This is a genomic window from Sphingopyxis indica, from assembly GCF_900188185.1.
GTDB classification, from domain to species: Bacteria; Pseudomonadota; Alphaproteobacteria; order Sphingomonadales; family Sphingomonadaceae; genus Sphingopyxis; species Sphingopyxis indica.
In genome coordinates, this window is the sequence record NZ_FZPA01000016.1 from 25,050 (window position 1) to 49,188 (window position 24,139).

General features: G+C 67.6%; 26 protein-coding genes. 19 read left to right on the forward strand and 7 right to left on the reverse strand.

What is annotated here, in order from left to right; all coding sequences use genetic code 11:
* Positions 1–35 precede the first annotated feature (35 nt).
* Both CHB69_RS17000 and CHB69_RS17005 read left to right on the forward strand, forming a co-directional pair.
* On the forward strand, positions 36–596 hold the full coding sequence (locus tag CHB69_RS17000; RefSeq protein WP_089217139.1) for a retropepsin-like aspartic protease family protein: 561 nt from the start codon (positions 36–38) through the stop codon (positions 594–596).
* Between the two features lie 711 nt (positions 597–1,307).
* Positions 1,308–1,970 (forward strand): MBL fold metallo-hydrolase, encoded by a 663-nt coding sequence (locus tag CHB69_RS17005; protein WP_089217140.1) that lies wholly within the window; start codon positions 1,308–1,310, stop codon positions 1,968–1,970.
* A gap of 11 nt (positions 1,971–1,981) precedes the next feature.
* Here the strand turns inward: CHB69_RS17005 and CHB69_RS17010 are convergent, their stop codons facing one another.
* Complete coding sequence (locus CHB69_RS17010) at positions 1,982–2,422, reverse strand: MAPEG family protein (RefSeq protein WP_089217141.1); 441 nt, start codon at positions 2,420–2,422, stop codon at positions 1,982–1,984.
* 306 nt (positions 2,423–2,728) lie between these two features.
* On the opposite strand from CHB69_RS17010, the gene rpmF reads away from it, so the two are divergent.
* The 5 genes from rpmF to CHB69_RS17035 all read left to right on the forward strand — a co-directional run bounded on the left by rpmF (position 2,729) and on the right by CHB69_RS17035 (position 5,801).
* Positions 2,729–2,905, forward strand: a complete 177-nt coding sequence (rpmF, locus tag CHB69_RS17015) for a 50S ribosomal protein L32 (protein WP_089217142.1) — start codon at positions 2,729–2,731, stop codon at positions 2,903–2,905.
* A 22-nt stretch (positions 2,906–2,927) separates the two neighbouring features.
* Positions 2,928–3,962, forward strand: a complete 1,035-nt coding sequence (gene plsX, locus CHB69_RS17020) for a phosphate acyltransferase PlsX (RefSeq protein WP_089217143.1) — start codon at positions 2,928–2,930, stop codon at positions 3,960–3,962.
* Positions 3,959–4,924 (forward strand): beta-ketoacyl-ACP synthase III, encoded by a 966-nt coding sequence (locus tag CHB69_RS17025; protein WP_089217144.1) that lies wholly within the window; start codon positions 3,959–3,961, stop codon positions 4,922–4,924. The genes plsX and CHB69_RS17025 overlap by 4 nt, the downstream gene beginning before the upstream one ends.
* Positions 4,925–5,106: 182 nt before the next feature.
* Positions 5,107–5,400, forward strand: coding sequence for an integration host factor subunit alpha (locus CHB69_RS17030; RefSeq protein WP_089217145.1), 294 nt, complete (start codon positions 5,107–5,109; stop codon positions 5,398–5,400).
* Positions 5,401–5,414: 14 nt separating this feature from the next.
* Complete coding sequence (locus CHB69_RS17035) at positions 5,415–5,801, forward strand: MerR family transcriptional regulator (protein ID WP_089217146.1); 387 nt, start codon at positions 5,415–5,417, stop codon at positions 5,799–5,801.
* A 4-nt stretch (positions 5,802–5,805) separates the two neighbouring features.
* On the opposite strand, the gene CHB69_RS17040 is transcribed toward CHB69_RS17035, so the two are convergent.
* From CHB69_RS17040 to CHB69_RS17050, 3 genes are all read right to left on the reverse strand, one after another.
* Positions 5,806–6,351, reverse strand: coding sequence for a SixA phosphatase family protein (locus tag CHB69_RS17040; protein ID WP_089217147.1), 546 nt, complete (start codon positions 6,349–6,351; stop codon positions 5,806–5,808).
* 46 nt (positions 6,352–6,397) lie between these two features.
* A complete protein-coding gene (locus CHB69_RS17045) occupies positions 6,398–9,133 on the reverse strand; it encodes an ATP-dependent DNA helicase (RefSeq protein ID WP_089217148.1) in 2,736 nt (911 codons plus the stop codon).
* Between the two features lie 437 nt (positions 9,134–9,570).
* The gene (locus CHB69_RS17050; RefSeq protein WP_089217149.1) at positions 9,571–10,779 is read right to left on the reverse strand and encodes a saccharopine dehydrogenase family protein; all 1,209 of its coding nucleotides are present in this window, start codon (positions 10,777–10,779) and stop codon (positions 9,571–9,573) included.
* A gap of 64 nt (positions 10,780–10,843) precedes the next feature.
* Between CHB69_RS17050 and CHB69_RS17055 the strand changes: the two genes are divergently transcribed.
* From CHB69_RS17055 to CHB69_RS17075, 5 genes are all read left to right on the forward strand, one after another.
* Entirely contained in the window at positions 10,844–11,833 is a 990-nt protein-coding gene (locus CHB69_RS17055) for a threonine ammonia-lyase (protein ID WP_089217150.1), read from the forward strand.
* Positions 11,834–11,879: 46 nt separating this feature from the next.
* Positions 11,880–12,344 carry a YajG family lipoprotein gene (locus CHB69_RS17060; RefSeq protein WP_245836915.1) on the forward strand — a complete coding sequence of 155 codons (465 nt, stop codon included), beginning with the start codon at positions 11,880–11,882 and terminating at the stop codon, positions 12,342–12,344.
* 150 nt (positions 12,345–12,494) lie between these two features.
* The gene (locus CHB69_RS17065; RefSeq protein WP_089217151.1) at positions 12,495–13,715 is read left to right on the forward strand and encodes a BtaA family protein; all 1,221 of its coding nucleotides are present in this window, start codon (positions 12,495–12,497) and stop codon (positions 13,713–13,715) included.
* A 2-nt stretch (positions 13,716–13,717) separates the two neighbouring features.
* Positions 13,718–14,380, forward strand: coding sequence for a class I SAM-dependent methyltransferase (locus CHB69_RS17070; protein ID WP_245836917.1), 663 nt, complete (start codon positions 13,718–13,720; stop codon positions 14,378–14,380).
* Positions 14,381–14,420: 40 nt separating this feature from the next.
* On the forward strand, positions 14,421–15,020 hold the full coding sequence (locus CHB69_RS17075) for a GNAT family N-acetyltransferase (RefSeq protein ID WP_170935621.1): 600 nt from the start codon (positions 14,421–14,423) through the stop codon (positions 15,018–15,020).
* Between the two features lie 28 nt (positions 15,021–15,048).
* On the opposite strand, the gene hemA is transcribed toward CHB69_RS17075, so the two are convergent.
* A complete protein-coding gene (gene hemA, locus CHB69_RS17080; protein WP_089217179.1) occupies positions 15,049–16,269 on the reverse strand; it encodes a 5-aminolevulinate synthase in 1,221 nt (406 codons plus the stop codon).
* A 114-nt stretch (positions 16,270–16,383) separates the two neighbouring features.
* Positions 16,384–17,190 (reverse strand): glutamate racemase, encoded by an 807-nt coding sequence (gene murI, locus CHB69_RS17085; protein WP_089217153.1) that lies wholly within the window; start codon positions 17,188–17,190, stop codon positions 16,384–16,386.
* On the opposite strand from murI, the gene CHB69_RS19880 reads away from it, so the two are divergent.
* The 6 genes from CHB69_RS19880 (at position 17,191) to CHB69_RS17110 (ending at position 22,138) form a co-directional block, all read left to right on the forward strand.
* Positions 17,191–17,487 carry a hypothetical protein gene (locus CHB69_RS19880; protein WP_141134043.1) on the forward strand — a complete coding sequence of 99 codons (297 nt, stop codon included), beginning with the start codon at positions 17,191–17,193 and terminating at the stop codon, positions 17,485–17,487.
* A 116-nt stretch (positions 17,488–17,603) separates the two neighbouring features.
* Positions 17,604–18,206: a glycerol-3-phosphate 1-O-acyltransferase PlsY gene (plsY, locus tag CHB69_RS17090; protein ID WP_089217154.1), complete on the forward strand. Its 603-nt coding sequence runs from the start codon at positions 17,604–17,606 to the stop codon at positions 18,204–18,206.
* Positions 18,203–19,288 carry a DNA-processing protein DprA gene (gene dprA, locus CHB69_RS17095; protein WP_170935622.1) on the forward strand — a complete coding sequence of 362 codons (1,086 nt, stop codon included), beginning with the start codon at positions 18,203–18,205 and terminating at the stop codon, positions 19,286–19,288. Before plsY ends, dprA begins: the two co-directional genes overlap by 4 nt.
* Before the next feature lie 130 nt (positions 19,289–19,418).
* On the forward strand, positions 19,419–20,570 hold the full coding sequence (locus CHB69_RS17100) for an acyl-CoA dehydrogenase family protein (RefSeq protein WP_089217155.1): 1,152 nt from the start codon (positions 19,419–19,421) through the stop codon (positions 20,568–20,570).
* A complete protein-coding gene (locus CHB69_RS17105; RefSeq protein WP_089217156.1) occupies positions 20,570–21,559 on the forward strand; it encodes an acyl-CoA dehydrogenase family protein in 990 nt (329 codons plus the stop codon). Before CHB69_RS17100 ends, CHB69_RS17105 begins: the two co-directional genes overlap by 1 nt.
* A 183-nt stretch (positions 21,560–21,742) precedes the next feature.
* Positions 21,743–22,138, forward strand: coding sequence for a response regulator (locus tag CHB69_RS17110; protein WP_089217181.1), 396 nt, complete (start codon positions 21,743–21,745; stop codon positions 22,136–22,138).
* 6 nt (positions 22,139–22,144) lie between these two features.
* Here the strand turns inward: CHB69_RS17110 and CHB69_RS17115 are convergent, their stop codons facing one another.
* Positions 22,145–23,620, reverse strand: coding sequence for a helicase HerA domain-containing protein (locus CHB69_RS17115; protein ID WP_170935623.1), 1,476 nt, complete (start codon positions 23,618–23,620; stop codon positions 22,145–22,147).
* 252 nt (positions 23,621–23,872) lie between these two features.
* On the opposite strand from CHB69_RS17115, the gene CHB69_RS17120 reads away from it, so the two are divergent.
* Positions 23,873–24,133, forward strand: coding sequence for a hypothetical protein (locus CHB69_RS17120; RefSeq protein ID WP_089217158.1), 261 nt, complete (start codon positions 23,873–23,875; stop codon positions 24,131–24,133).
* The last annotated feature ends 6 nt before the right edge of the window (positions 24,134–24,139 follow it).

Consider the following 24,139-nt stretch of genomic DNA (forward strand, 5'->3'; position numbering starts at 1 on the left):
CCAAAAGCCAATATTGATCGCCTAAACCTGCAACCATGATCGGGCGTTTCCTGGGGCTTGCCGCGGTGATCGCGGTGGTATCGGTCGGCGTGGCGGGGATCGCCGGCCGCACGACGAGCATGAATGCGGTCGGGGCCGCCGATGCGGGCGGCGACGATAACGGCAATTGGACGACCGAAAAGCGCAAGCATGGCGGCTGGTCGGCCTCGCCGCGCGGCGCGCGCGGTTCGCCCGGCGAAGTAAGGCTCGGGCGGGCGGGCGATTCGCATTTCTATGCCGACGCCAATGTCGACGGCACCAAGATCCGCATGATGGTCGACAGCGGCGCCTCGATCGTCGCGCTCACCCGCCGCGATGCCGAGGCGATCGGGATCGACGTCGATTCGCTGCCGATCGCGGGCAGCGCGAACACCGCGGGCGGGCTGGTGCCGGTGCGCCCGGTGACGCTCGACAGCGTCGATGTCGAGGGCATCGAAGTGCGCGGCGTGGAGGCGGCGGTGCTCGACGCCGACATGGGCGTTTCGCTGCTAGGGCAGAGCTATTTGTCGAAGCTCGATGCAGTGAACGTCGAAGGCGATACGATGACGCTGCGGTGATTGGCTGGATTGGGGGTGGCCAGTTGCCATCGTCGTCTTCGGTTATCGTGGGGTGGTCCGCGTCGTCGTTCCAAAGTTCAGCAAAGTTCAGTCTTGTGCAGCCGCCGATGGGTGGCATTCGCCGAACCGTTCGCGCCGGCTCGCGCCCGTATCCGTAAAGCCGGGCCGTGACCGCTTTTATCCACCTATCGAAAGAGCCGAGACGAAGGCTGGCACAGCCGAACAATGTAGGACAGCGGTTTTATTGTGGCGGGTGTCAGACTTGAGGTGGATTCGAGACGTTGCGCCAACCCCTCCTCTTCAGAGGAGGGGCAGCGAGACTTACGCGCGTTGCGCGTTAGTCGCAGCGGGGTGGTGCTCGAAGTCTTGCGCGCTATCGCGCGCCACCACCGGCGTCGGGTGAACAGTCCCCCGGACTGTTCAGGTCGGTCCGGGGGACCGACCGACCCGACACCCCCCTCCTCTGAAGAGGAGGGGCTTAAGAAGGTCCGCAATCGCTCGGATGCCGCCTTTCCAAACATTTCGCGCAGAGACGCAGAGAACGCAGAGATTTTCACGCTTGCCCTCTGCGTTCTCTGCGTCTCTGCGCGAATCTGGTGATGGCCTGATGGCAACAACCGGTCGACTCCCGCCGCTCGCCCGCATCCACCGGACCGCCCCGCCTCCAACCCGCCCTTGCCATCCCGGCGGCTTTTCCCCACATCACCCGCCATGAACGCTCCCAACCCCCCGCTGCGCGCCGCGATCGTGCCCGTCACCGCTTTTCAGCAGAATTGCACGCTGCTCTGGTGTACCGAGACCAACAAGGCGGCCTTCGTCGATCCCGGCGGCGATCTCGACAAGCTGAAGGAGGCGGTCAGGCAGACCGGGGTCGAGGTCGAGAAGATCCTCGTCACCCACGGCCATATGGACCATTGCGGACAGGCGGGCGTGCTCGCGAAGGAACTGGGCGTGCCGATCGAGGGGCCGCACGAGGACGACCGCTTCTGGATCGAGCGGCTCGGCGAGGATGGCGCGCGCTTCGGCTTGTCGGGCGAGGTGTTCGAGCCCGACCGCTGGCTGAGCGACGGCGACACCGTCACCGTCGGCAATCTTTCCATCGACGTCATCCATTGCCCGGGCCACACGCCGGGGCACGTCGTTTTTTATCACAAGCCGTCGAAGCTCGCGATCGTCGGTGACGTGCTGTTTCAGGGGTCGATCGGGCGCACCGATTTTCCGCGCGGTGACCACGGGCAGCTGCTTGCGTCGATCACGCAGAAACTGTGGCCGCTCGGCGACGACACGGTCTTCCTGCCCGGCCACGGCCCGCACAGCAATTTCGGGGCCGAGCGCAAGACCAATCCCTTCGTCAGCGACGAAGCGCTGGCGTAGCGAAGCCTCCGCTATTGCGGAGCGACGATTTCGGTTTCCTGCACCTCGGTCGCGACGATCGTCGTCGGGGTCAGATAGACTGCGAGCAACGCGGTGATGGCGAGACCCGCCTGGACGAGCATCGTCACGAGCGTGCCGGCGGCGCGCGCCCAGGTCTTTCCGTCCATGCCGATCGCGTGGAAAATCCGCGCGACGAGATAGATTGCGCCCGTCGCCCACAGCCAGATCGACGAACCGAGGCCGAGTTCGACGAGGAAGAGCAGGATCAGCACGAAAGCGGTGTTTTCGACATAATTGCTGTGCGCGCGCATCCGCCGGATCACGCGCTCGTTGCCGCCGTCGCCGACCGACACTTTTTCTTGCCCGCGCACGCGCCCGACGCGCATCGCGAGCCAGATGTTGAGCAGCGCCGCCCCCGCGGCGATGGTCAGGCTGATCGGCAACATCGTCATTTCGCTTCCCCTCCAATGCTCTGCGGCGCTATAACGGGCGCCGGGCTCCGGCGTGTGTGGCATTGTCATCGAGGCAGAGCAAGCGATCCGGTGGGGCTTGCCTTTGCGAGCAAAAACGCTATAGCCGCGCCCGATCCGGCACCCGACACCATCAGGCGTTGAGGCACCTTCCGGCGGAAGATTTTCCTGCAAAATGAGCGGGAACAGCCTTCGGCGCGGCGGGCGGGCCAGTCGTTCTCCACAAGCGGGGATGACAAGTCCGGGTTCGCCGATTTGTGATAAACAGTTGAGAATACAGGATATATCATGGCCGTCCCCAAGCGAAAAACATCGCCCTCGAAGCGCGGCATGCGTCGCAGCCACGACGCCCTGAAGGTCGAAGCCTATCAGGAATGCCCGAATTGCGGCGAACTGAAGCGCCCGCACAACCTCTGCAATGCCTGTGGCCACTACAACGGCCGCGAAGTGGTGTCGGTCGCCTGAACCTTAGCCGGAGGGCGTACCGATGAGCCTGACACCGCGAATCGCGATCGATGCGATGGGCGGTGACGTCGGCGTCCGCGTGATGTGCGCGGGCGCGGCGATGGCGCGTCACCAGCACGAGCGCCTTCGCTTCCTGCTCGTCGGCGACGAGACGCGGATCAAGGCCGCGCTCGAAAATCACCCGAACCTGCGCGCGGCGTCGGAGATCATCCACACCGACAAGGTCGTTTCGGGCGAGGCAAAGCCGAGCCAGGCGCTGCGGTCCGGACGCGGCAGTTCGATGGGGCTCGCGATCGACGCGGTGAAGCGCGGCGATGCCGGCGGCGCCGTCTCGGCGGGCAACACCGGCGCGCTGATGGCGATGTCGAAGCTCGCGCTGCGCACGATGCCGGGGATCGACCGGCCGGCGCTCGCGGCGCTGCTGCCGTCGCTCGGCGACAATGACGTCGTGATGCTCGACCTCGGCGCCAATACCGACTGCGATGCCAACAATCTCGTCCAGTTCGCGGTGATGGGCGCCGCCTATGCGCGCACCGCAATGGGGCTGGAGCGGCCGCGCGTCGCGCTGCTCAACATCGGCACCGAGGAATTGAAGGGCACCGACCAGATCCGCGACGCGGCGGCAATGCTCCGCGGCGCCGAAGGGCTGCCGATGGAATTCACCGGCTTCATCGAAGGCGACAAGCTGTCGCGCGGCCATGTCGACGTGATCGTCCATGACGGCTTTTCGGGCAATATCGCCTTGAAGACGATCGAGGGCACCGCGCGCTTCGTGACCGACCTTCTGCGCCGCGCCTTCACCTCGTCGACGCGCTCGAAGATCGGCTTTCTGATCTCGCGCCCCGCGACCGAGCTGCTGCGCCATCATCTCGATCCGAACAATCACAATGGCGCGGTGTTTCTCGGCCTCAACGGCGTGGTGCTCAAGAGCCACGGCAGCGCCGATGCGAAGGGCGTCGCCAACGCCGTCCATCTGTGCGCCGAACTGATCGAAAAGGACATCACGCGCCAGGTGACCGAGGATCTCGCCAATTTCCGCCACGAGGACGCGGCATGACGCGGCGCGCGATCCTGAAGGGCACCGGTTCCGCCCTGCCGCGCAAGCGGGTGTCGAACGCCGAGCTCGCCGAGCGCGTCGATACCAGCGACGAATGGATCGTCGAGCGCACGGGCATCCGCTTTCGCCATATCGCCGAACCCGACGAGACGACCGGCACGCTCGCCGCTGCGGCGGCGAAGGAAGCGCTGATGGCGGCGGGGCTCGAAGCCTCGGACATCGGGCTGGTCATTGTCGCCACCGCGACCCCCGACAACACGTTCCCGGCGACGGCGACCAAGGTGCAGGCGCTGATCGGCGCACCCGATTGCATCGCCTTCGACGTCGCGGCGGTGTGCTCGGGCTTTCTCTATGCGGTCTCGGTTGCCGACTCGATGATCCGCACCGGCGCTGCGGATCATGCACTGGTGATCGGCAGCGAGACCTTCAGCCGCATCCTCGACTGGGACGACCGCACGACCTGCGTGCTGTTCGGCGATGGCGCCGGTGCGGTGGTGCTCTCGGCCGAAGACGTCGAGGACGATCGCGGCATCCTTGCGACCCGCCTGCACGCCGAAGGGCAATATTCGGACATGCTCTATGTCGACGGCGGTCCGTCGACCACAGGCACCGTCGGTCATGTCCGGATGCAGGGACGCGAAGTGTTCCGCCATGCCGTCACCAATCTCGCCGCGGTGCTCGGCGAGGTGCTGGGCGACGTCGGACTGTCGGCGAGCGACATCGACTGGGTCGTTCCGCACCAAGCGAACAAGCGGATCATCGACGCGACCGCAAAGAAGCTGGGCCTGCCCGCCGATCGCGTCGTGCTGACCGTCGACCAGCACGCCAATACGTCGGCAGCATCGGTGCCGCTCGCGCTCGACCTTGCAGTGCGCGACGGGCGGATCAAGCGCGGCGACCTGGTCGTGCTCGAAGCGATGGGCGGCGGTTTCACCTGGGGCGCGGCGGTCTTGCGCGTCTGAATCCGCTCAAGATAGCACCAATTTGGCGGTAACGGGCAGGCTGTCGCTTCAACTCTTCCGTCCATCCATTTCAGTTTGGTGGATTTCTTCGCCTTTGTTACAAATGGAACAGGGACTCGTGACGGTGGGGGACCGGCCACGGCCCGGTTTTGGCTTTCGCTTCAGGAGGGGAAGAGACTATCATGGCTGCCGGAACGCTTACCCGCGCCGATATAGCGGCGCGGATCAACCAGCAGGTGGGGCTATCGCGCAACGAATCGGCAACGATCGTCGAATCGATCCTGTCGCACATGTGCAATGCGTTGGCCGAGGGTGAGAATGTGAAGATTTCGGGTTTCGGAACCTTCGTGCTGCGCGACAAGGCGCAGCGGATCGGCCGCAATCCGAAGACCGGCATCGAAGTGCCGATCCTGCCGCGCCGCGTGATGACCTTTCGCGCCAGCCAGGCGATGCGCGCGCGGGTGGCCGGCAGTTGACGGGATAGCGGCCCATGTCCGGCACGCGAGAGGGTGACGGCAAGGCGGCTGGCGCGATGCTCGCTATCGGCGAACTGGCGGATCGCATCGGCGTTCCGACGCACGTCCTGCGTTACTGGGAAACGCGCTTTCCGCAACTCAAGCCGCTCCAGCGCTCGGGCCGCCGCCGCTATTATCGCGCCGACGACGTCGCGCTCGCCGAGCGCATCCACCATCTTCTGCATGTCCAGGGCTTTACCGTCGAGGGCGCGCGCAAGGCGCTGACCGGCGGGCAGGAAGCGAGCGACCCGGTGCCGCCGCTCGACACCGCGAGCCCGCCGGCGGCGGCGCCGGCGGGCGTGTCGATTCAGGCGCTGGAGGCCTTGCGCCGCCGTCTGGCGGCCGCGCTCGACGCCGCCTGAACGCTCAATCCATCGCGGGCGACAGCGCGGGGTCGAGGTCGCGCGGGCGGATGAAGTCGGCAATGCGCGCCTGTCCGGCGTCGAGGTCGCGCCAGTCGGCGATGTCGAGTTCGAGCCGCGCGAGCGCCGAGGTCGGAAATTTCTCCTCGACCATCGCGCGATAGCGATCGTCGGTCGTCTCGGGAACCAGCATCAGGATCAGATCCTCGAGCCCCGGATTATGCCCCGAGATCAGCAGATGCTGCGCGTCGTCGCCGGCATCGCGCAGGACGTCGAGCAGGGTCGCCGCCGAGGCAAGGTAGATGCGCCGGTCCCAATGCGGCTCGATCGCCTCGATCCCCGCAGCCGGCTGGAAAATGTCGAGTGTCCCGGTCACGCGCAGCGCGGGCGAGGCGACGATGCGATCGACCGCATAGCCCTTGCGCCGCGCATATTGGCCGATCAGTTCGGCCCCGCGCTCACCCCTTTTGTTGATCGGACGGTCGAAATCGCGTTCGACGGCGGCGTCCCAACCCGATTTCGCATGGCGCAGGATCGACAAATTCTTCAAAACCGCTCCCCATCGTCCCCTGAATTGCTCGCCTTGTGCCGTAATCTCATGACGGTGAAAAGGCAGCATATGCGCTTTCGCGGTGGCGGACATTGGCGGCGGCGACGTGGTTCACCGCCTCGTCGAGCGGCAGGCGGCGGATCGGGGTTCCTTCGGGAAAGGCGCTCAAGAGCCGCGACGGGACGCTGGGTGAGAGCATCACGAACTGGCCGAAATCGTCGGCGCGGCGGATCAGACGGCCGAAAGCCTGGCCGATGCGCCCGCGGATGACCATGTCGTCGTAGCGCGAACCGCCCTGCGCGGCGCGGCGCGCGGCATGGAGGATCGTCGGCCGCGGCCACGGCACGCCCTCCATGACCACGAGACGCAGCGATTCGCCGGGCACGTCGACGCCGTCGCGCAACGCATCGGTGCCGAGCAGCGAGGCGTGCGGGTCGGCGCGGAAGATGTCGACGAGCGTGCCGGTGTCGAGCGGATCGACATGCTGGGCATAGAGCGGCAAGCCGGCGCGCGCGAGCCGATCGGCGATGCGCGCGTGAACGATGCGCAGCCGCCGGATCGCGCTGAACAGCCCGAGCGCGCCGCCCCCCGATGCCTCGATCAGCCGGCTATAGGCTCCGGCAAGCGCCGGCAAATCGCCGCGCGCGATGTCGGTGACGATCAGTACCTCCGACTGGCGCGCATAGTCGAAGGGGCTCGGCACCGCGAAATGCCGCACGCTGGCGCCGATATGGCGCGCGCCGGTGCGGATGTCGGCATCCTCCCAATCATCCGCACCGCGTGCGCCGTTACGCAATGTCGCCGAGGTGACGAGCACGCCCTGCGCGGGGCGGTAGACCGCTTCGGCGACGGGGCGCGCGGGGTCGAGCCAGTGGCGGTGCAGCCCGCAGTCGAATTCGCGCCCGTCGTAGCGGTCGATCGCGAGCCAGTCGACGAAATCGGGATCGGCGGGGCCGCCGACGCGCCCGAGCAGCGACAGCCAGCCGCCGAGCGTGTCGATCCGCGTGCCGAGGCTGTGCCGCGCGCCGTCGACGCGCGCGCGCGCCTGACCGTCGAGCCAGTCGGGCGGGTCCTCGATCAGCGCGTCGAGCCGCTTGCCGAGCGCCATCAGCGGGCGCAGCAGCGCCTCGATCGCGTCGCTCGCGCCCGCCGCCGCGGCGACCAGCTCGGGATCGGGATCGGCAAGCTCGGTTTCGAGGCCATAGCCGCTGTCGGCGCTCTTCGGATCGGCGCCGCGCGCATAGACCATGGCGCGCGCCGCGGCGAGCAGCCGCTCGATCGCCCCCCACGGCTGGTTCTCGGCAAGGCGGCCGAGCCAACCGTCGCCGGGTAGCTCGCCCGCCGCCTGAATCGCCGCCTGAATCGCCTTGTCGCCCGCTTCGTCATAGCTCGCGACGTCGGCGAGCCGCGCCGCGAGCCCGCGCCGCCGCCCGCGCGCCTTGCCCTCGGGACCGAGCACCCAGCGGCGGATCTCGATCGCTTCCTGCCCCGTCAGCGCGGCGGCGAACATCGAGTCGGCGGCGTCCCACAGATGATGCCCCTCGTCGAAGATCAGCCGCGTTGCGGGCGCGCCGCCGTCACGCGGGCGCGCCGCCTGCACCATCGTCAGCGCATGGTTGGCGATGACGATGTCGGCCTGCGCCGCGGCGCGCGTCGAACGCTCGATGAAGCATTTGCGGAAATGCGGGCAGCCGGCATAGATGCACTCGCCGCGGCGATCGGTGAGCGCGGTCGTGCCGTTGCGGCGAAAGAGGGCGGGAAGCCAGCCGGGCAGGTCGCCGCCGATCATGTCGCCGTCGCGGCTATAGGCGGCCCAGCGCGCGACGAGCTGCGCGAGGATCGCGGCGCGCCCCGAAAATCCGCCCTGCAACGCATCCTCGAGGTTGAGCAGACAGAGGTAATTTTCGCGCCCTTTGCGCACGACGACCTTTTCGCGATGCACCTCGGGGTCGGGATAGAGCCGTTCGGTCTCGCGCGCCAATTGGCGTTGCAGCGCCTTGGTGAAGGTCGAGATGCAGATGCTGCCCGCCGCCTGGTCGATCCATTGCTTGGCGGGCGCCAGATAGCCCAATGTCTTGCCGATTCCCGTTCCCGCTTCGGCGACGAGCAGATGCGGCGCATCCTTGCGCTCGCGCGGCGCAAAGACCGCCGCCGCCGACCGGGCATAGTCGCGCTGCCCGGGCCGCCGCTCGGCGCCGTCGCCGGTCAACCGGTCGAGCCGCGCGGCGACCGCTTCCGTATCGACACTCACCTGTCGCGGCTGCGGGCGCGGCGGCGCTTCCTCCCATTCGGGGAGCCGCGCGAAAAGCCAGCGGTCCGATTTTTCGGGGGCGTCGAGTCGCGGCTGGACCAGCGGCGCCCACGGCCAGCGCTGGCGCACGAGCGCCTGAAGGCTGTGCCACGCGCCCTCGCGCTCGGGCCAGCCGGGGTCTTCGAGGCTCGCGAGCATCGCGGCGGCGGCTTGCGGCAGAAAGGCGGCGACCGCGTCCTCGGTCGGTGGCGGCGCGAGCCCGAGCGCGGCGGCAAGGCCCGCCGGGGTCGGCACCGCGAAGCGCGCGGGATAGAGAAAGGCAAAGAGTTCGAGCAGGTCGAGCCCCGACAGCTCGGGATAGCCGAGCCGGTCGCCAGTCAGCGGCGCCCCTAGCAGCAGGTGCGGGGTTGCCGCTACCGCGGCGATCGCCTCGCCGCGTCCGACGCGCTGCGTGCGGCCGTTCGCGTCGCACAGCCAGATGCCGACATGGCTCGCGTGAATGGCGGGCAGGGAGAGGGGGGCGGGCGCCATCGCGCCACGCTAGGGACAAAAGAGGAACGCGGCAAGGCGGGCGCGACCAAAATTCGCTCGATCCGCTGGCTGGAGCAAGATCAGCTTTGACTGAATAAGCTGTGTGCTCCCGCGCAGGCGGGAGCCCATCTCCCGACCGCTCCATCTTGAACCCGCCGGAGATGGGTCCCCGCCTGCGCGGGGACACACGCGCTTTCTCAAGCGCTTCATTCAAAGATGATCGGGCTCTAGGAATCCATTCGCAGACCCGAGATCCGTGACCGTTCCGGGGTGGTCAACCGCCGTTTCCCTTCTTCGTCATTTCCGCTTTCGCAGAAATGACGAAGGCGAAAGAGGCGGGCGTCGGATTCTACCCGCAAGTGGCCACATCGGTTGTTGGTTGCAAACTGGATCGTCCGGCTTCTGCGTGTGATTGCCTTTGCAGAAGCGTCGAAAGGTCAAAAATCCAGCGGACCGTCCAGTTCCTTCACCTGCCACGGCAGGCCGTGCTTCATCAGCATGTCCATGAAGGGGTCGGGGTCCATCTGTTCCATGTTGAACACGCCCTTGCCGGCCCAGGTGCCCGTGACCATCATCGCCGCGCCGATCATCGCGGGGACGCCGGTGGTGTAGCTGACCGCCTGATTGCCCGTCTCGGCATAAGCGTCTTCATGGTCGCAGATATTGTAGAGGTAGAGCGTCTTTTCCGTGCCGTCCTTGCCAAGCCCCGTCGCGATGACGCCGATATTGGTCTTGCCCTTGGTCGTTTCGCCGAGACTCGACGGTTCGGGAAGCACGGCCTTCAGGAACTGCAGCGGAATGATCTCCTTGCCCTCGTAGATCACCGGGTCGATCCGCGTCATCCCGACGTTCTGGAGCACGGTCAGATGCTGGATATAGGCATCGCCGAAGGTCATCCAGAAACGGATGCGCTTGATTTCGGGCAGGTGCGTTTTCAGGCTTTCGATTTCCTCATGATACATGAGGTACATATTCTTCGTCCCGACTTCCTCGAAGTCGAACGCCTGCTTCACCGACATCGGCGGGGTTTCGACCCATTCGCCATTTTCCCAGTGCCGCGCGACCGCGGTGACTTCGCGGATGTTGATTTCGGGATTGAAATTGGTCGCAAAATGCTGGCCGTGGTCGCCGCCGTTGCAGTCGAGGATGTCGAGCGTGTCGATCCGCTCGAAATGATGCTTTTTCAGCCAGGTGGTGAAGACGCTCGTCACGCCGGGGTCGAAGCCCGAACCGAGCAGCGCCATCAGCCCGGCCTCCTTGAAGCGATCGTCATAGGCCCATTGCCAGTGATATTCGAACTTCGCCTCGTCGCGCGGTTCGTAATTGGCGGTGTCGAGATAATGCGCGCCGGTCGACAGGCACGCCTCCATGATCGTGAGGTCCTGATAGGGCAGGGCGAGGTTGACGACGTGCGTCGCGCCGACTTCGCGGATCAGCGCCGCGGTCGCGTCGATATGGTCGGCATCGACCTCGGCGGTCCTGATCGTGACGCCGGTGCGCGCCTTCACCGATTCGGCGATCGCGTCGCATTTGAACTTGCGGCGGCTCGCGAGGGTGATGTCGGGGAAGATGTCGGGGTTCATCGCCATCTTGTGCACCGCGACCGAACCGACGCCGCCTGCGCCGATCACCAGAACCTTGCTCATGAAAATCTCCTGTCCGCGAAGCTATGCGGCTTGCTCTCTATGCCGCGCCCTATAGGACGAAGCCATGACACAGCAAAGCCCCGATCCCCTTCGGAACCCCGACCGCGCGCCGAGTCTTGCCGGAGTCGAACGCGCCGCCGCCAAAGTCGCTGCCCTGCTTCCGCCGACGCCGCTGTTGCCGCTCGAAATCGACGGCGCGACGCTCTGGTGCAAGGCCGAATGCCTCCAGCCCGTCGGCGCGTTCAAGATTCGCGGCGCGTGGCACCGGCTCACCGACCTGACGCCCGAACAGGCCGCGGCAGGCGTTGTCGGCGTGTCGAGCGGCAACCATGCGCAGGGGGTCGCCTGGGCGGCCAGACGGCTGGGGATCAGGGCGACGATCGTCATGCCGGGCAATGCGCCGGCGATGAAACTCGCCGCGACGCGCGCGCTCGGCGCCGAAGTGGTGCTCTATGACCGCGTCACCGAGTCGCGCGACGCGGTGGCGGCGAAGCTGCTCGACGAGCGCGGCGGCACGCTCGTTCATGCCTATGGCGATCCGTGGATCATCGAGGGGCAGGGAACCGCGGGGATCGAGGCGCGCGCGCAGCTCGCGGCGCGCGGGATCGACGGCCCCGACAAGGTCGTCGCCTGCTGCGGCGGCGGCGGCCTGTCGGCGGGGCTCGCGCTCGCCTGCCCCGACGCCGAAATCGTCGCGGTCGAGCCCGAGGGTTGGGACGACGTGACGCGCAGCCTCGAGGCGGGCGAAATCCTGTCGGTAGAGGACCTGTCCTATCCGACCGAGTGCGACGCGCTCCAGACGCCGCAGACCTGGCCGATCAACTTCGCGGTGTTGCAGGCGCGCGGCGTGCGCGGGGTCGCGGTGACGCGCGAGGAGGTGCGACACGCGATGCGCGTCGCGTTCGAAAAGCTGCACCTGGTCGTCGAACCCGGCGGCGCGGCGGCGCTCGCGGCGATCCTCGCGGGCAAGGTGGCGCCGGGCAGGGCGACGCTCGTTACCCTGTCGGGCGGCAATGTCGATGCCGCGCGCTATGCCGAAATTCTCGCGGGATAGGGGGAAACTTATTCGCGACGATGCGTTTGGCGCAGGAAGGAGACGCATGATGAAGATGAGCATGATCCTCGCAGCCTCGACCGCGCTCGTGCTGCTCGCCGGCTGCGAAAAGGCCGAAGCGCCGGCGCCCGACCGCACCGCGGACACGACGACCGAAGTTCCGGCTGCGGAAGCCCCGACCGGAATGACGCCGCCGGTCGATGCCGAGGCGAACCCGGCAACCGCGCCGCACCGCTTTGCGAGCTGGGCAGGCAAATGGACGGGGGTCGAGGGCATGTATGTGACGATCACCCCGACCGAGCCCCAGCATTATACGCTCGAAATGCAATCGGACCTCGACACCAAGGGCAGCTATGAGGGCCGGGACAGCGAGCATGGCATCAGGTTCAGGCGCGGCGGCGAGGAGCTGAGCCTGCATCGCGGCGATGGCGACGAGACCGGCCTCAAATATCTCGCGGGCAAAAAGGAGTGCCTGATCGTCAAGACCGGCGAGGGCTATTGCCGCGACTGACGCCACGGTTCCATCCAATCCTCGAAGGGGGGGGGAGGGGCGATTGTCTTTTTCGCCCCTGTCGCCATTCTGTCACCGATCTTACCCGGAAAACGCATCAAAGCCTGTCATGGGCGACCCCGGATCAACGTCGTCCGGGAAGCGAATTTCATGGCCACAAAGCCAAATCACAAGATCGCCGCCGCCGTCGTCCGCGAGGACGGCGAACAGAAGCAGCGCCTGCTCGACCGCGCTTTCGCCCTTGCTTTCAAGGGTCTGGTCTATGCGCAAATCTGGGAAGACCCGGTGGTCGACATGGAGGCACTCGCGATCGCGCCGGGTAACCGAATCGCGACGATCGCGAGCGGCGGCTGCAACGTCTTTTCCTATCTGACCGCCGACCCGGCCGAGATCGTCGCGGTCGACCTCAACACTGCGCATGTCGCGCTCAATAATCTGAAGCGCGTCGCGATCGAACGCCTGCCCGATTACGACAGCGTCCGCCGCTTCTTCGCCGACGCCGACGACAAGGCCAACGTCGCCGCCTATCGCACCCATGTCCGCCCGCATCTCGACGAGCTGAGCATCCGCTATTGGGAAGGCCGCGACCTGGTCGGGCGGCGGCGTATCAACGGTTTCGCGCGGGGTCTCTACAAGCGCGGGCTGCTCGGAAATTTCATCGGGCTCGCGCATCTGATCGCCCGGTTGCACCGCGTCGATCCGCGCCAGTTCCTGACCGCGACGACGGTCGAGGAACAGCGCGCGATCTTTGAGGCGAAATTCGCGCCCTTCTTCGACCGCAAGTTCATCCGCTGGATCACCGACCAGCGCTCGTCGCTGTTCGGGCTTGGGATACCGCCCGCGCAATATGATGCGCTTGCGGGCGGCAAGCCGATGGCCGACGTGCTGCGCGCGCGGCTCGAAAAGCTCGCGTGCGACTTCCCGCTCGAGGAGAATTATTTCGCATGGCAGGCGTTCGGGCGCGGCTATGGCAAGGGCGTTGCGGCGCCGCTGCCGCCCTATCTGCAGGCGGCGAATTACGACGCGGTGAAGGCGCGGGCCGCGCGCGTTTCGATGCTCCATGCGAATATGACCGACATGCTCGCGGCGTCCGAAGCGGCGAGCTTCGACCGCTATGTCTTCCTCGACGCGCAGGACTGGATGAGCGATGCGCCGCTGACCGCGCTGTGGGCCGAGGTCACCCGCACCGCGCGGCCGGGCGCGCGGGTACTATTCCGTACCGCCGCCGAGCCGAGCCTGCTTCCGGGGCGGTTGCCCGACGACCTGCTCGGCCGGTGGGACTATCGCGCCGAAGAGTCGCGCGGCTTTACGCGCCGCGACCGCTCGGCGATCTATGGCGGGGTTCACCTCTATGTGCTGAAAGACGCCTGACCATGGCTCGGGGCGCAGCCGGCGGCGGGCACGGCGAGCTGATGGACAGCGTCTATCGCACCCAGCGGCATATCTATGATCTCAGCCGCAAATATTATCTTCTCGGCCGCGACGGGCTGATCGCCGATCTCGCGCCGCCGCCGGGAGGCGCGGTGCTCGAAATCGGCTGCGGGACGGGGCGCAATCTGGTTGCGGTCGGCAGGGCGTGGCCCGACGCCTTTCTCTATGGCGTCGATATTTCCGAAGCGATGCTCGAAACCGCGCGCGGCGCGGTGGCGAAGGCCGGGCTTGCGCATCGCGTGGCGCTCGCGCAGGGCGACGCATGCGATTTCGACGCGGCGGCGCTGTTCGGGCGCGCGACCTTCGATCGCGTCTTCATCAGCTATGCGCTGTCGATGATTCCCGAATGGCGGGGCGCGCTCGCCCAGGCGGCGCGCTGCGTCGCGCCGGGCGGCCGGCTCGAATTCGTCGATTTCGGACAGCAGGACGGCCTGCCGTCGCTGTGGCGCCGCGCGCTCTTCGGCTGGCTCGCCCGTTTTCACGTCGCCCCGCGCGCCGAACTGGGGCGCGTGATCGCGGCGCTCGCAAAGGAGACGGGCACCGCCGGCTATTGCCGCAGCCTCTATCGCGGCTATGCCATTCGCGGGGGTCTCGCGCGCGGCTGAATTGCTGTTATCTTGCCCCGGAAGAATGGGGGAAGAGGGCATGAATGACGGCATAGCGGCGGCGCGGGGCGACCAGCTCGACGAGGTGATGGAAACGCTCGCGCAGGCATTCCAGACCGACCCCGCCCTGTCGTGGATATTGCCCGATCCCACGCGCCGCGCCCGGGCGCTGCGCGGACTGTTCCGCGTTCTGGTGCCGTCCGATGCGCGCGCGGGCAGGGTGCTGCGCTCGGCCGGCGGCGAAGCGGCCTCGCTGTGGCGTGCTCCCGGGCAGGCGGAAAGCGGAACCCTTGAGTTCCTGCGAACCGTGCTCCCGCTCGTCGCGACCTTCGGCACCGCCCTGCCGCGCGGGCTGAAGGTGCAGGGCAGCATCGACGCGCACCGGCCAAAGGGACGCTTCTGGTATCTCCACTATGTCGGCGTTCGCCCGGCCGAACAGGGCAAGGGCCATGGCGGGCGCATCATCCGCGCCCAGACCGCGGCCGCCGACGCCGAAGGGCTGTCCTGCTGGCTCGAAACCGCGACGCCGGCGAATGTGCCGCTCTACGAACGGCTGGGCTTTCGGGCGCAGGTCGAATGGGACGTGCCCGGCGGCGGCCCGCATTTCTGGGGGATGATGCGCGAGCCGGCCGCGAGTTGAAGCGTCAGTCGAACCCCGATGCGCCGGATCACGCCGCCTTCTGAAGCTGCAGGTCGAGCCGGTCCCAGATTTCGACGAGCGCCTGCGTCAATTCGCGCATCATCGCCTCGTCGTGCGCCGGGCCGGGCGTGAAGCGCAGGCGTTCGGTGCCGCGCGGAACGGTGGGGAAGTTGATCGGCTGCACATAGACGCCATATTCGGCGAGCAATATGTCGCTGATCTTCTTGGCGCGCACCGGGTCGCCGACCATCAGCGGGACGATATGCGTCACCGAATCCATCACCGGCAGGCCGGCGTCGCGGAAGCATTGCTTGAGGTAGGCGGCGGCCGCCTGCTGCGCGTCGCGTTCCTCGCTCGACGATTTGAGGTGGCGGACGCTGGCGAGGACCCCCGCGACGAGCACCGGCGACAGGCTGGTCGTGAAGATGAAGCCCGGCGCGTAAGAGCGGATCACGTCGACGATATTCCTGTCGGCGGCGATATAGCCGCCCATCACGCCGAACGCCTTGCCCAGCGTGCCTTCGATGATCGTCACGCGGTGCGCGGCCTCGTCGCGTTCGGTGATGCCGCCGCCGCGCGGGCCGTACATGCCGACCGCATGGACTTCGTCGCAATAGGTGAGCGCGTTATACTTGTCGGCCAGATCGCAGATCGCGTGGATCGGGGCGACGTCGCCGTCCATCGAATAGACGCCCTCGAACGCGATCAGCTTGGCCGCTTGCGGATCGTCGGCGGCGAGCAGCTCTTCGAGATGATCGAGGTCGTTGTGGCGGAACACCCGCTTTTCGCAGCCCGAATTGCGGATCCCCGCGATCATCGAGGCGTGGTTCAATTCGTCCGAATAGATGATGCAATTGGGAAGCAGCTTGCCGAGCGTGCCGAGCGTCGCCTCGTTCGAGATATAGCCCGAGGTGAAGAGCAAGGCGCCTTCCTTGCCGTGCAGGTCGGCAAGCTCGGCCTCGAGGTCGATGTGGTAGTGCGTGTTGCCGCCGATGTTGCGCGTGCCGCCCGATCCGGCGCCGACGTCGTGCAGCGCCTCTTCCATCGCGGCGATGACCTTTGGATGCTGGCCCATCGCGAGATAGTCGTTCGAGCACCAGACGGTGATCGGTTTCGGCCCGTTGTGCCCCGCAAAGCAGCGCGCATTCGGAAAATTTCCCTTGTTGCGCAAAATGTCGATGAAGACGCGGTAGCGGCCTTCTTCGTGGAGGCGGTCGATAGCCCGGGCGAAAATATCGTTGTAGTTCACGTATGCAGCCCCGCGGATTGTTCCGGCGCGCGCCGCCCCTTCGGCGACGATGTTTGGCGGGGCCATAACGCTGAAATCCGCCCGAATCCAGTGCGAACGATTCGCAAGGGTAGGTCAAATTGTCTCAATGCGCCCGATGCCGAAGGGTTCGAGCGCCGCGAGCGGCGGTGGCGGGCGCTCGTCGCTGCGCGTGAAGACCGCGGTTCCGGGCGATGCCACGGCGGGCCAGTCCTGCCCCTCGGTGAGGTAGGCGATGCGGCGCGCGATGCCCTCGGCGCCGTCGATAAACCGCACGTCCGGGCCCGCCGTGGCCTGAAGTTCGGCCTGAAGCAGGGGGAAGTGGGTGCAGGCAAGGACGATCACGTCCATCGCCTCGCCGCCCGGCTGATCGCGCAGGCCCGCGATGGCGCGTTCGATGACCTCTGGGTCGACCGGTTCGCCGCGCAGCTTCGCCTCGGCGCCGGTGACGAGGCCGGGGCTGCCGTGGCGCAGGACGATTTTGTCGGCAGCGAACTTGGCGCTCAGATCGTCGACATAGGGCTGGCGCACGGTCGCTTCCGTGCCGAGCACGCCGATGACGCCGCTTTTCGTGAGCGCCGCAGCGGGCTTGATCGCGGGCACGGTGCCGACGATCGGCAGGTCGAGCGCGGCGCGGACATGCGCCAGCGCGATCGTCGAGGCCGTATTGCACGCGATCACCGCCAGGCGTGGCTGATAGCGCTCGACGAGCCGCCCGAGCAGTGCGGGAACGCGCGCCGCGAGTTCGGCATCGCTCTTTTGCCCATAGGGGAGGCCGGCATAGTCGGCCGCATAGACGATTCGAGCCGTGGGCAGCAGCGCGCGCGTCGGCCCGAGCACCGTCAGCCCGCCGAGGCCGCTGTCGAAAAAGAGGATGGGAGCGTCGGCCGAAGGGGGCTGCATATGCGTCGCCTAGCAGGGCATTGCACGGCGCTCAATCCGGGTGAACAGGGTTTTTCGCGTCACCCTGAACTTGCTCTTTGGCGCCGCACCTTTTTGTTTCGCACAAAGCCACAAAGCCACGAAGATGTCGCGCCGGCCGCGAAGCGGTTTTCCTTTGCGACCGCATCGTCGAAAGGAAAAAGGGACCTGTCGGCCCAGGCCCTTTTCTTCGTGGCTTCGTGTCTTCGTGCGAAGATCAACCGGCACCGGCTTGGCCGCATAGCGCCGGCCATGGAAGCGGAATCGAGTTCAGTATGACGGAGGGGGCGGGATCGTTTCGCGCTTTCTGTCCATTTCGGCAGGCACTTGATCCGAATCCATTGATTGCCCGCCGCAACATCGCCACAGTGCCGCCGAACCAGCCGGGGAGTGCCATGACCGTCCTTTTGTTGATCGCCGCCGGCTATCTGCTCGGCTCGATCCCGTTCGGGGTGATCCTGACGCGCGCCTTCGGCGCCGGCGACCTGCGGCAGATCGGATCGGGCAGCATCGGCGCGACCAATGTGCTGCGTACCGGGCGCAAGGGCCTCGCCGCGGCGACGGTGCTGCTCGACGGCGCGAAAGGAGCGGTTGCGGTGCTGCTCGCGCGTCATTTCGCGCCCGAGGCAGGCGACGTCGGGGCGATCGCAGCGGGGGCCGCGGCGGTGATCGGCCATTGCTACCCCATGTGGCTCAAGTTCCGCGGCGGCAAGGGCGTCGCGACGCTGCTCGGCCTTTATCTCGCGCTGGCGTGGCCGATCGCGCTGGTGTTCGCGATCGTCTGGCTCGCGATGGTCGCGATCACGCGCATCTCTTCGCTCGGCGGGATGACGGGCGTCGTGGCGGCGCCGATCGCAGCCTTCGCCTTCGGCTATCCCGTCTACGCGCTCGGGCTTGCCGGGCTCGCGCTCGTCGCCCTGTGGCGGCATCGCGAGAATATCGCGCGGCTGCGCGCCGGCACCGAACCGCGCATCGGCGCCAGGAAGGACGCCGCGTGAGGCAATCCGAGCGGCTGGCGCGGCTGCGGCTGCTCCGCACGCCGCGCGTCGGTCCGGTGAGCTGGCACCAGCTGATGCAGCGTTTCGGATCGGGCGAAGCGGCGCTCGCGGCGCTCCCCGACCTTGCCGGTCGCGGCGGCGGGGGAAAAATCCGCATCGCCCCCGCCGACCTCGCCGAACGTGAAATCGCCCGGGTCGCCGAACTCGGCGCCCGGCACGTCTTCAGCGACGCGGCCGACTATTCGCCGCTCCTGCGCGAAATCGACAGCGCGCCGCCGGTGCTGATCGTGCGCGGCGACATCGCCATGCTGCGGCGGCCATGCGTCGCGATCGTCGGCGCGCGCAATGCCTCGGCGGCGGCGTGCCGCTTCGCGCGCCAGCTCGCCATCGACCTGAGTGCCGAGGGCATCACCGTGGTGAGCGGGCTCGCGCGCGGGGTCGATACCGCGGCGCATGTCGGCGCGCTCGACGGGGCGACCGCGGCGGTGATCGCGAGCGGCATCGACATCGCCTTTCCGCCCGAAAATGCCGCGCTGCAGGAAAAGATCGCGAACGACCAGCTGCTGATCGCCGAACAGCCGCCGGGCACCGAACCGCTCGCGCGCCATTTCCCCTCGCGCAACCGCATCATCGCCGGGCTCGCGGCGGGCACGGTGGTGATCGAGGCGGCGCCCAAGTCGGGCTCGCTGATCACCGCGCGCCGGGCGGGCGACTATGGGCGCGAGGTGATGGCGGTGCCGGGGTCGCCGCTCGACCCGCGCGCGCAGGGCTGCAACCTGTTGATCCGCGAAGGCGCAACGCTGATCCAGACCGCCGCCGACGTGCTCGAAGCCGTCGGGCCGATCGACCGCCGGATGCTGCGCGAACCCGCGTCGGCTCCGGTGCCGGCGCCGCTCCCGATCGAGGCCGCCGACGGCGACCGCGCCGGTATCGCCGATCTGCTCGGCCCGACCCCGGTTCTCGTCGATGAGGTGGTGCGCCAGTCGGGCCGCCCCGCCGCAGTCGTCCAGCTCGTCCTGCTCGAACTCGAACTCGCCGGTCGCGTCGAGCGTCATGCGGGGGCAAGGGTTTCTGCCCGCTAGACCGGCGTGCGCGGGTCGATTTCGGGACGGACAAGGCCGTTGATGGGTCCTGACCCTGAATATTTGATCAAGTGAGGCCGGCATTGCATGGAGAATTTGCGATTGCGGGACCGAGAGAGGGAGAGCCGGTTTGTTCGATACCTTGACCCTTGCGGCGCTTCCCGCTGCGGACGAGGCGCTGCGGCCTGCGATCCGCGCGATCGCCGATGAGGCGAGAGCCGCCGCGCCCTCCGATGTCCGCGCGCGCTCCTGGTCGGGTTTCGACCGCGCCTTTTCGCGCCGGCTCGGCGAAGCGGGCTTCCTGGGGCTGACGTTGCCCAGGCGCTACGGCGGCGGCGAGAAAGGGGCTTTCGCGCGCTTTGTCGTCGTCGAGGAGCTGCTGTCGGCGGGGGCGCCGGTCGCGGCGCACTGGATTGCCGACCGTCAGAGCGCGCCGCTGATCCTGAACTATGGCACCGAGGAGCAGAAGGAGCGCTTCATTCCGCGCATCTGCCGCGGCGAGCTCGTTTTCTGCATCGGGATGAGCGAGCCGGGGTCGGGATCGGACCTCGCGAGCGTGCGCACGCGCGCCGAGCGGACCGAGGCGGGCTGGCGCATCAACGGGCAGAAGATATGGACGACGGGCGCGATGCACGGCGACTATATGATCGCGCTCGTCCGCACCTCGGGCACCAGCGAGGACCGTCACCGCGGCCTGTCGCAGCTGATCGTCGACCTCAAGGCGCCCGGCGTTACCGTGCGGCCGATCGTCGACCTGACCGGCGATGCCCATTTCGCCGAAGTCTTCTTCGAGGATGTCGAGCTGCCCGCCGACGCGCTGATCGGCGAAGAGGGGGAGGGGTGGAAACAGGTCACCGCCGAACTGGCGTTCGAGCGCAGCGGCCCCGAACGCATCTATTCGAGCGTCGTGCTGCTCGACGCGTGGATCGCGCATCTGCGCAGCATCGGCCGCGACGACCCGGCGACGCTCGCGCGCGTCGGCGATTTCACCGCGCGGCTCGGAACCTTGCGCGCGATGTCGATCGCCTGCACCGCGCGGCTCGCGCTCGGCGAAAGCCCGGTCGTTGAGGCGTCGCTGGTCAAGGATCTGGGGACGAGTTTCGAGCAGGAGCTGCCGGCCAGCATCGGCGACGACCTCGCGAGCCATCCCGACGAGCCGGTCGATCCCGAACTCTATCGGACCTTGCTCTATGTCACGCATATCGCGCCGAGTTTTTCGCTGCGCGGGGGCACACGCGAAATCCTGCGCGGCATCATCGCGCGCGGAATGGGGCTGCGGTGATGGATCATAGCGATCTTCTCGAACCCTTCGACCGGATGCTCGCCGCCATCGCCGCGCCCGAAGCGGTGCGCGCGATCGAGCATGGTGCGTCGCCCGATGCGATGTGGGGTGCGGTCGCCGCGTCGGGCTTTCTCGATGCGCTGGTGCCGGAGGCGGCGGGCGGCTTCGGCCTTCCCGCAGCAGCAGTGCAGCCGCTGTGGCAGGCGCTCGGGCGCCATGCGGTGCCGCTGCCGGTCGGCGAGACGATGATCGCGCGGGCACTGCTCGCGGGCGCCGGCGTGGCGGCGCCCGGCGGGCCGATCGTCCTGACGGTCGCCGAACCGGGGCAGCCGGTGGTCGTGCCGCTGGGGCGCATTGCGCATCATGCGCTGGTCGAGCAGGGGGACAGGATCGGCCTCGTCGAGATCGCGCTCGACGAGACCGCCGTAACCGGCGTCGCCGCCAGCCTCGCCGCGCGGATCGCCTGCCCGCCGCTGGGCGAGGCGTTCGGCGCGCCGCCGGGCGGCCTCCGTCCTCTCGCCGCCATATTGCGCGCGGCGCTGATCGCGGGCGCGGCGGACCGGGTTGTGACGATGACCGCCAGCTATGCGAACGAGCGAGTGCAGTTCGGCAAGCCGATCGGCCGCCAGCAGGCGCTTCAACAGAATATGGCGGTAATGGCAGAGGACGCCGTCGCCGCGCGCATCGCTTCGCAGCTTGGTTGTGCAGCCGGCTTTCCGCCGCCGCTCGCCGCCGCCGCGACGGCCAAATCGGTGGCGAGCAGCGCGGCCGCGCGCATCGCCGCGACCGCGCACGCCGTTCACGGCGCGATCGGGATCAGCGAGGAACACGACCTGCAGCTGTTCACCCGCCGCCTCCACGAATGGCGCCTCGCCGACGGGTCCGAAAGCTGGTGGAACCGCCTGCTCGGCACGGCGCGGCTGGCCAGCGACGCCGGGTCGGTCGACTTCGTGCGCGCCGAACTCGATGCGAAGCGGCCTGCGGTTTGAGGACAGGCGACCGGTCCAACAGCCGGTAAGACTCGCCCATCAGCCGCCGCCTTCGGGTAAGTGCCGGCCGTGACCGCGGCTCTCATTCGTATGATTGCGCATATTGTGCCCGGTCGATCTGCCCTAGGACTGCGGCGCCCGATAGTTCGAACCCTCCGTCGCAACGAATGTCACCGGATGTCGATGAGCCGCAGTCATTCCAGTCCGGTCGTCCGGCCGCATGTGCTGGTCGTCGAAGACGATGCCGGCGCTCGCCGTTCGCTCCTCCTCCTGCTCAACGGGCGCGGGTTCGATGTGGCGGCCTATTCGACAGTGCCACAGGCGCTCGCTGCGGCGGCCGCCCGTCCGCCCGATTGTCTGGTGGCCGATTACCGGTTGCACGACGAAGATGGCGTCGATTTGCTCGCCAGGCTCCGCCGCGGCGGGTGGGGCGGGCCGGCGATCCTGATTTCGGCCTTTGCCTCGCCCGAATTGTCGCGGCGCGCCCGTGCGGCGGGCTTTGCGATGATATTCGACAAGCCTCTGCGCGAACATGCGCTGGTCGATGCCGTCCGCCGCCTGACCGCTGGCGGCAAATGAAGGTTATTATTCGGCTTCGGTGCTGAGGCCGAGCTCGGGGATGCCGATCGACCGGCGGCCGCCGAAATCCGAGCGCACGACGATCGCGCCCTGCCGCTCCATATAGTCGATCAGCCGGCGGATGCGTCCGGGCGAGCGCGTGCCATAGGTGCGGCCGAGCGCGTCGTCGTCGGGGCAGGGCTCGCCGTCGATCGCGGCGCGCGCGATCAGCACGAAAGGCGCGAGCATGTCGTCGGGGAGTGCGGCGGCGGCGCCGAGCAAATCCCGCCAGCGCGGCTCGGCGGGATCGAAGACCCCGCCCTTGGCGAGCGCGAAGCGGCGGCGGAAGGCGGTGAGGTCGAGCGGCGGGCGCGCAAGCCGCTGCATCCGGCAGCGCACCGAAAAATCCTGATAGAGTACCGATTCCGTCTGAAAAGCCGTGTCGGGATCGGCGAGCATGTCACGCAGCGCACCGACGACCACTGCCTCGGCGTCGATCGCGGGGACATCTTCGCGTTCCGCAGGGGGCATATTGCCGGGAGCGGCGTTGTCATCTTCGTCCGCATCGCTTGCCGCGATGCGCTCCATCAGTTCGCCGGCGGCGAGCGGCGCGGGCTCGGGCGCGAAGGTCGGGCGCGGCGGCGCCTCGTCGAGCGTCGCGAACAGCACCGATTGCATGTCTTCGGGTTCGGCGTCGGGCAGCGGCAGCAGGCTGTGCGAGCCGTTGCGCGAACTGGTGCTCGTCGCCCCGATACGGATCGCGACCGGTCGCCGCGCGATCGCGGGGCCGAGGCCGAGGAAACAGCCGCGTTCGAGGTCACGGATCTGCTCGGCCTGGCGCCGCTCCATGCCGAGCAGATCGGCGGCGCGCGCCATGTCGATGTCGAGGAAGGTGCGGCCCATCAGGAAATTGCTCGCCTCCGCCGCGACATTCTTCGCGAGCTTGGCGAGCCGCTGTGTCGCGATCGCGCCGGCGAGGCCGCGCTTGCGGCCGCGGCACATCAAATTGGTCATCGCCGACAGGCTCGCGCGGCGCACCGCGTCGGTGACGTCGCCCGAGGCGCTCGGCGCGAACATCTGGGCCTCGTCGATGACGACGAGCGCGGGAAACCAATGCTCGCGCGGGGCGTCGAACAGCGCGTTCAGGAAGGCGGCGGCGCAGCTCATCTGCGCCTCGATCTCAAGCGTGTCGATGCTGAGGATCACCGAGGCGCGATGTTCGCGGATGCGCGCAGCCATCGTCGCGATTTCGCGCTCGTTATAGTCACCCGCGTTGATCACGACGTGACTGTATGCCTCGGCGAGGGTGACGAAATCGCCTTCGGGGTCGATCACGATCTGCTGGACGAGGCCCGCACTCTGTTCGAGCAGGCGGCGGAGCAGGTGCGACTTGCCCGACCCCGAATTGCCCTGCACGAGCAGGCGGGTCGCGAGCAGTTCCTGAATGTCGACGCGCACCGCCTTGCCCGTCGTATCGGTCCCGATTTCGATGCTGTGATTCACACCCTCCGCCCTATCGGCGCGGGGCGGTGCTGACAACCGGCAGGGCCGTGAACAGGTGGTCGGAGATAGGCCAGGGAGCGATAGCCTTATGCGGACCCGCATTCCGTTCGTCCTGAGGAGAGACCGAGCTTGCCGAGGGCTCGTCTCGAAGGACCGCAGCCTTGCCGCCCTTCGAGACGCCATTTCGGCAAGCTCAATGGCTCCTCAGGACAAACGGGTTCCTATAAAGTCATCATGCGCTAGGAAAGCGGAATGGATTTCGACGATCAGCTCTTCCGCTATTTCGGGACCGCCGACATCGGCGCGATTCCGCCGGCCGCCTTCGAAGCGGGAACCGAGCGGATGCTCGTCGATTTCGGGCTCGAAACCAACCGCGGGCGCCGCTTCGGCCTGTGGGCGCTGATGTATATGCTCGGCGTTGCGCCCGATTTGGGCGTCGCGTTCGAGGATGCGGCAGAGCGCGACGCGGCGCGCGATTTCATGGATATGGTCGATCGCGCGGCGAAGGATTGAAGCGCT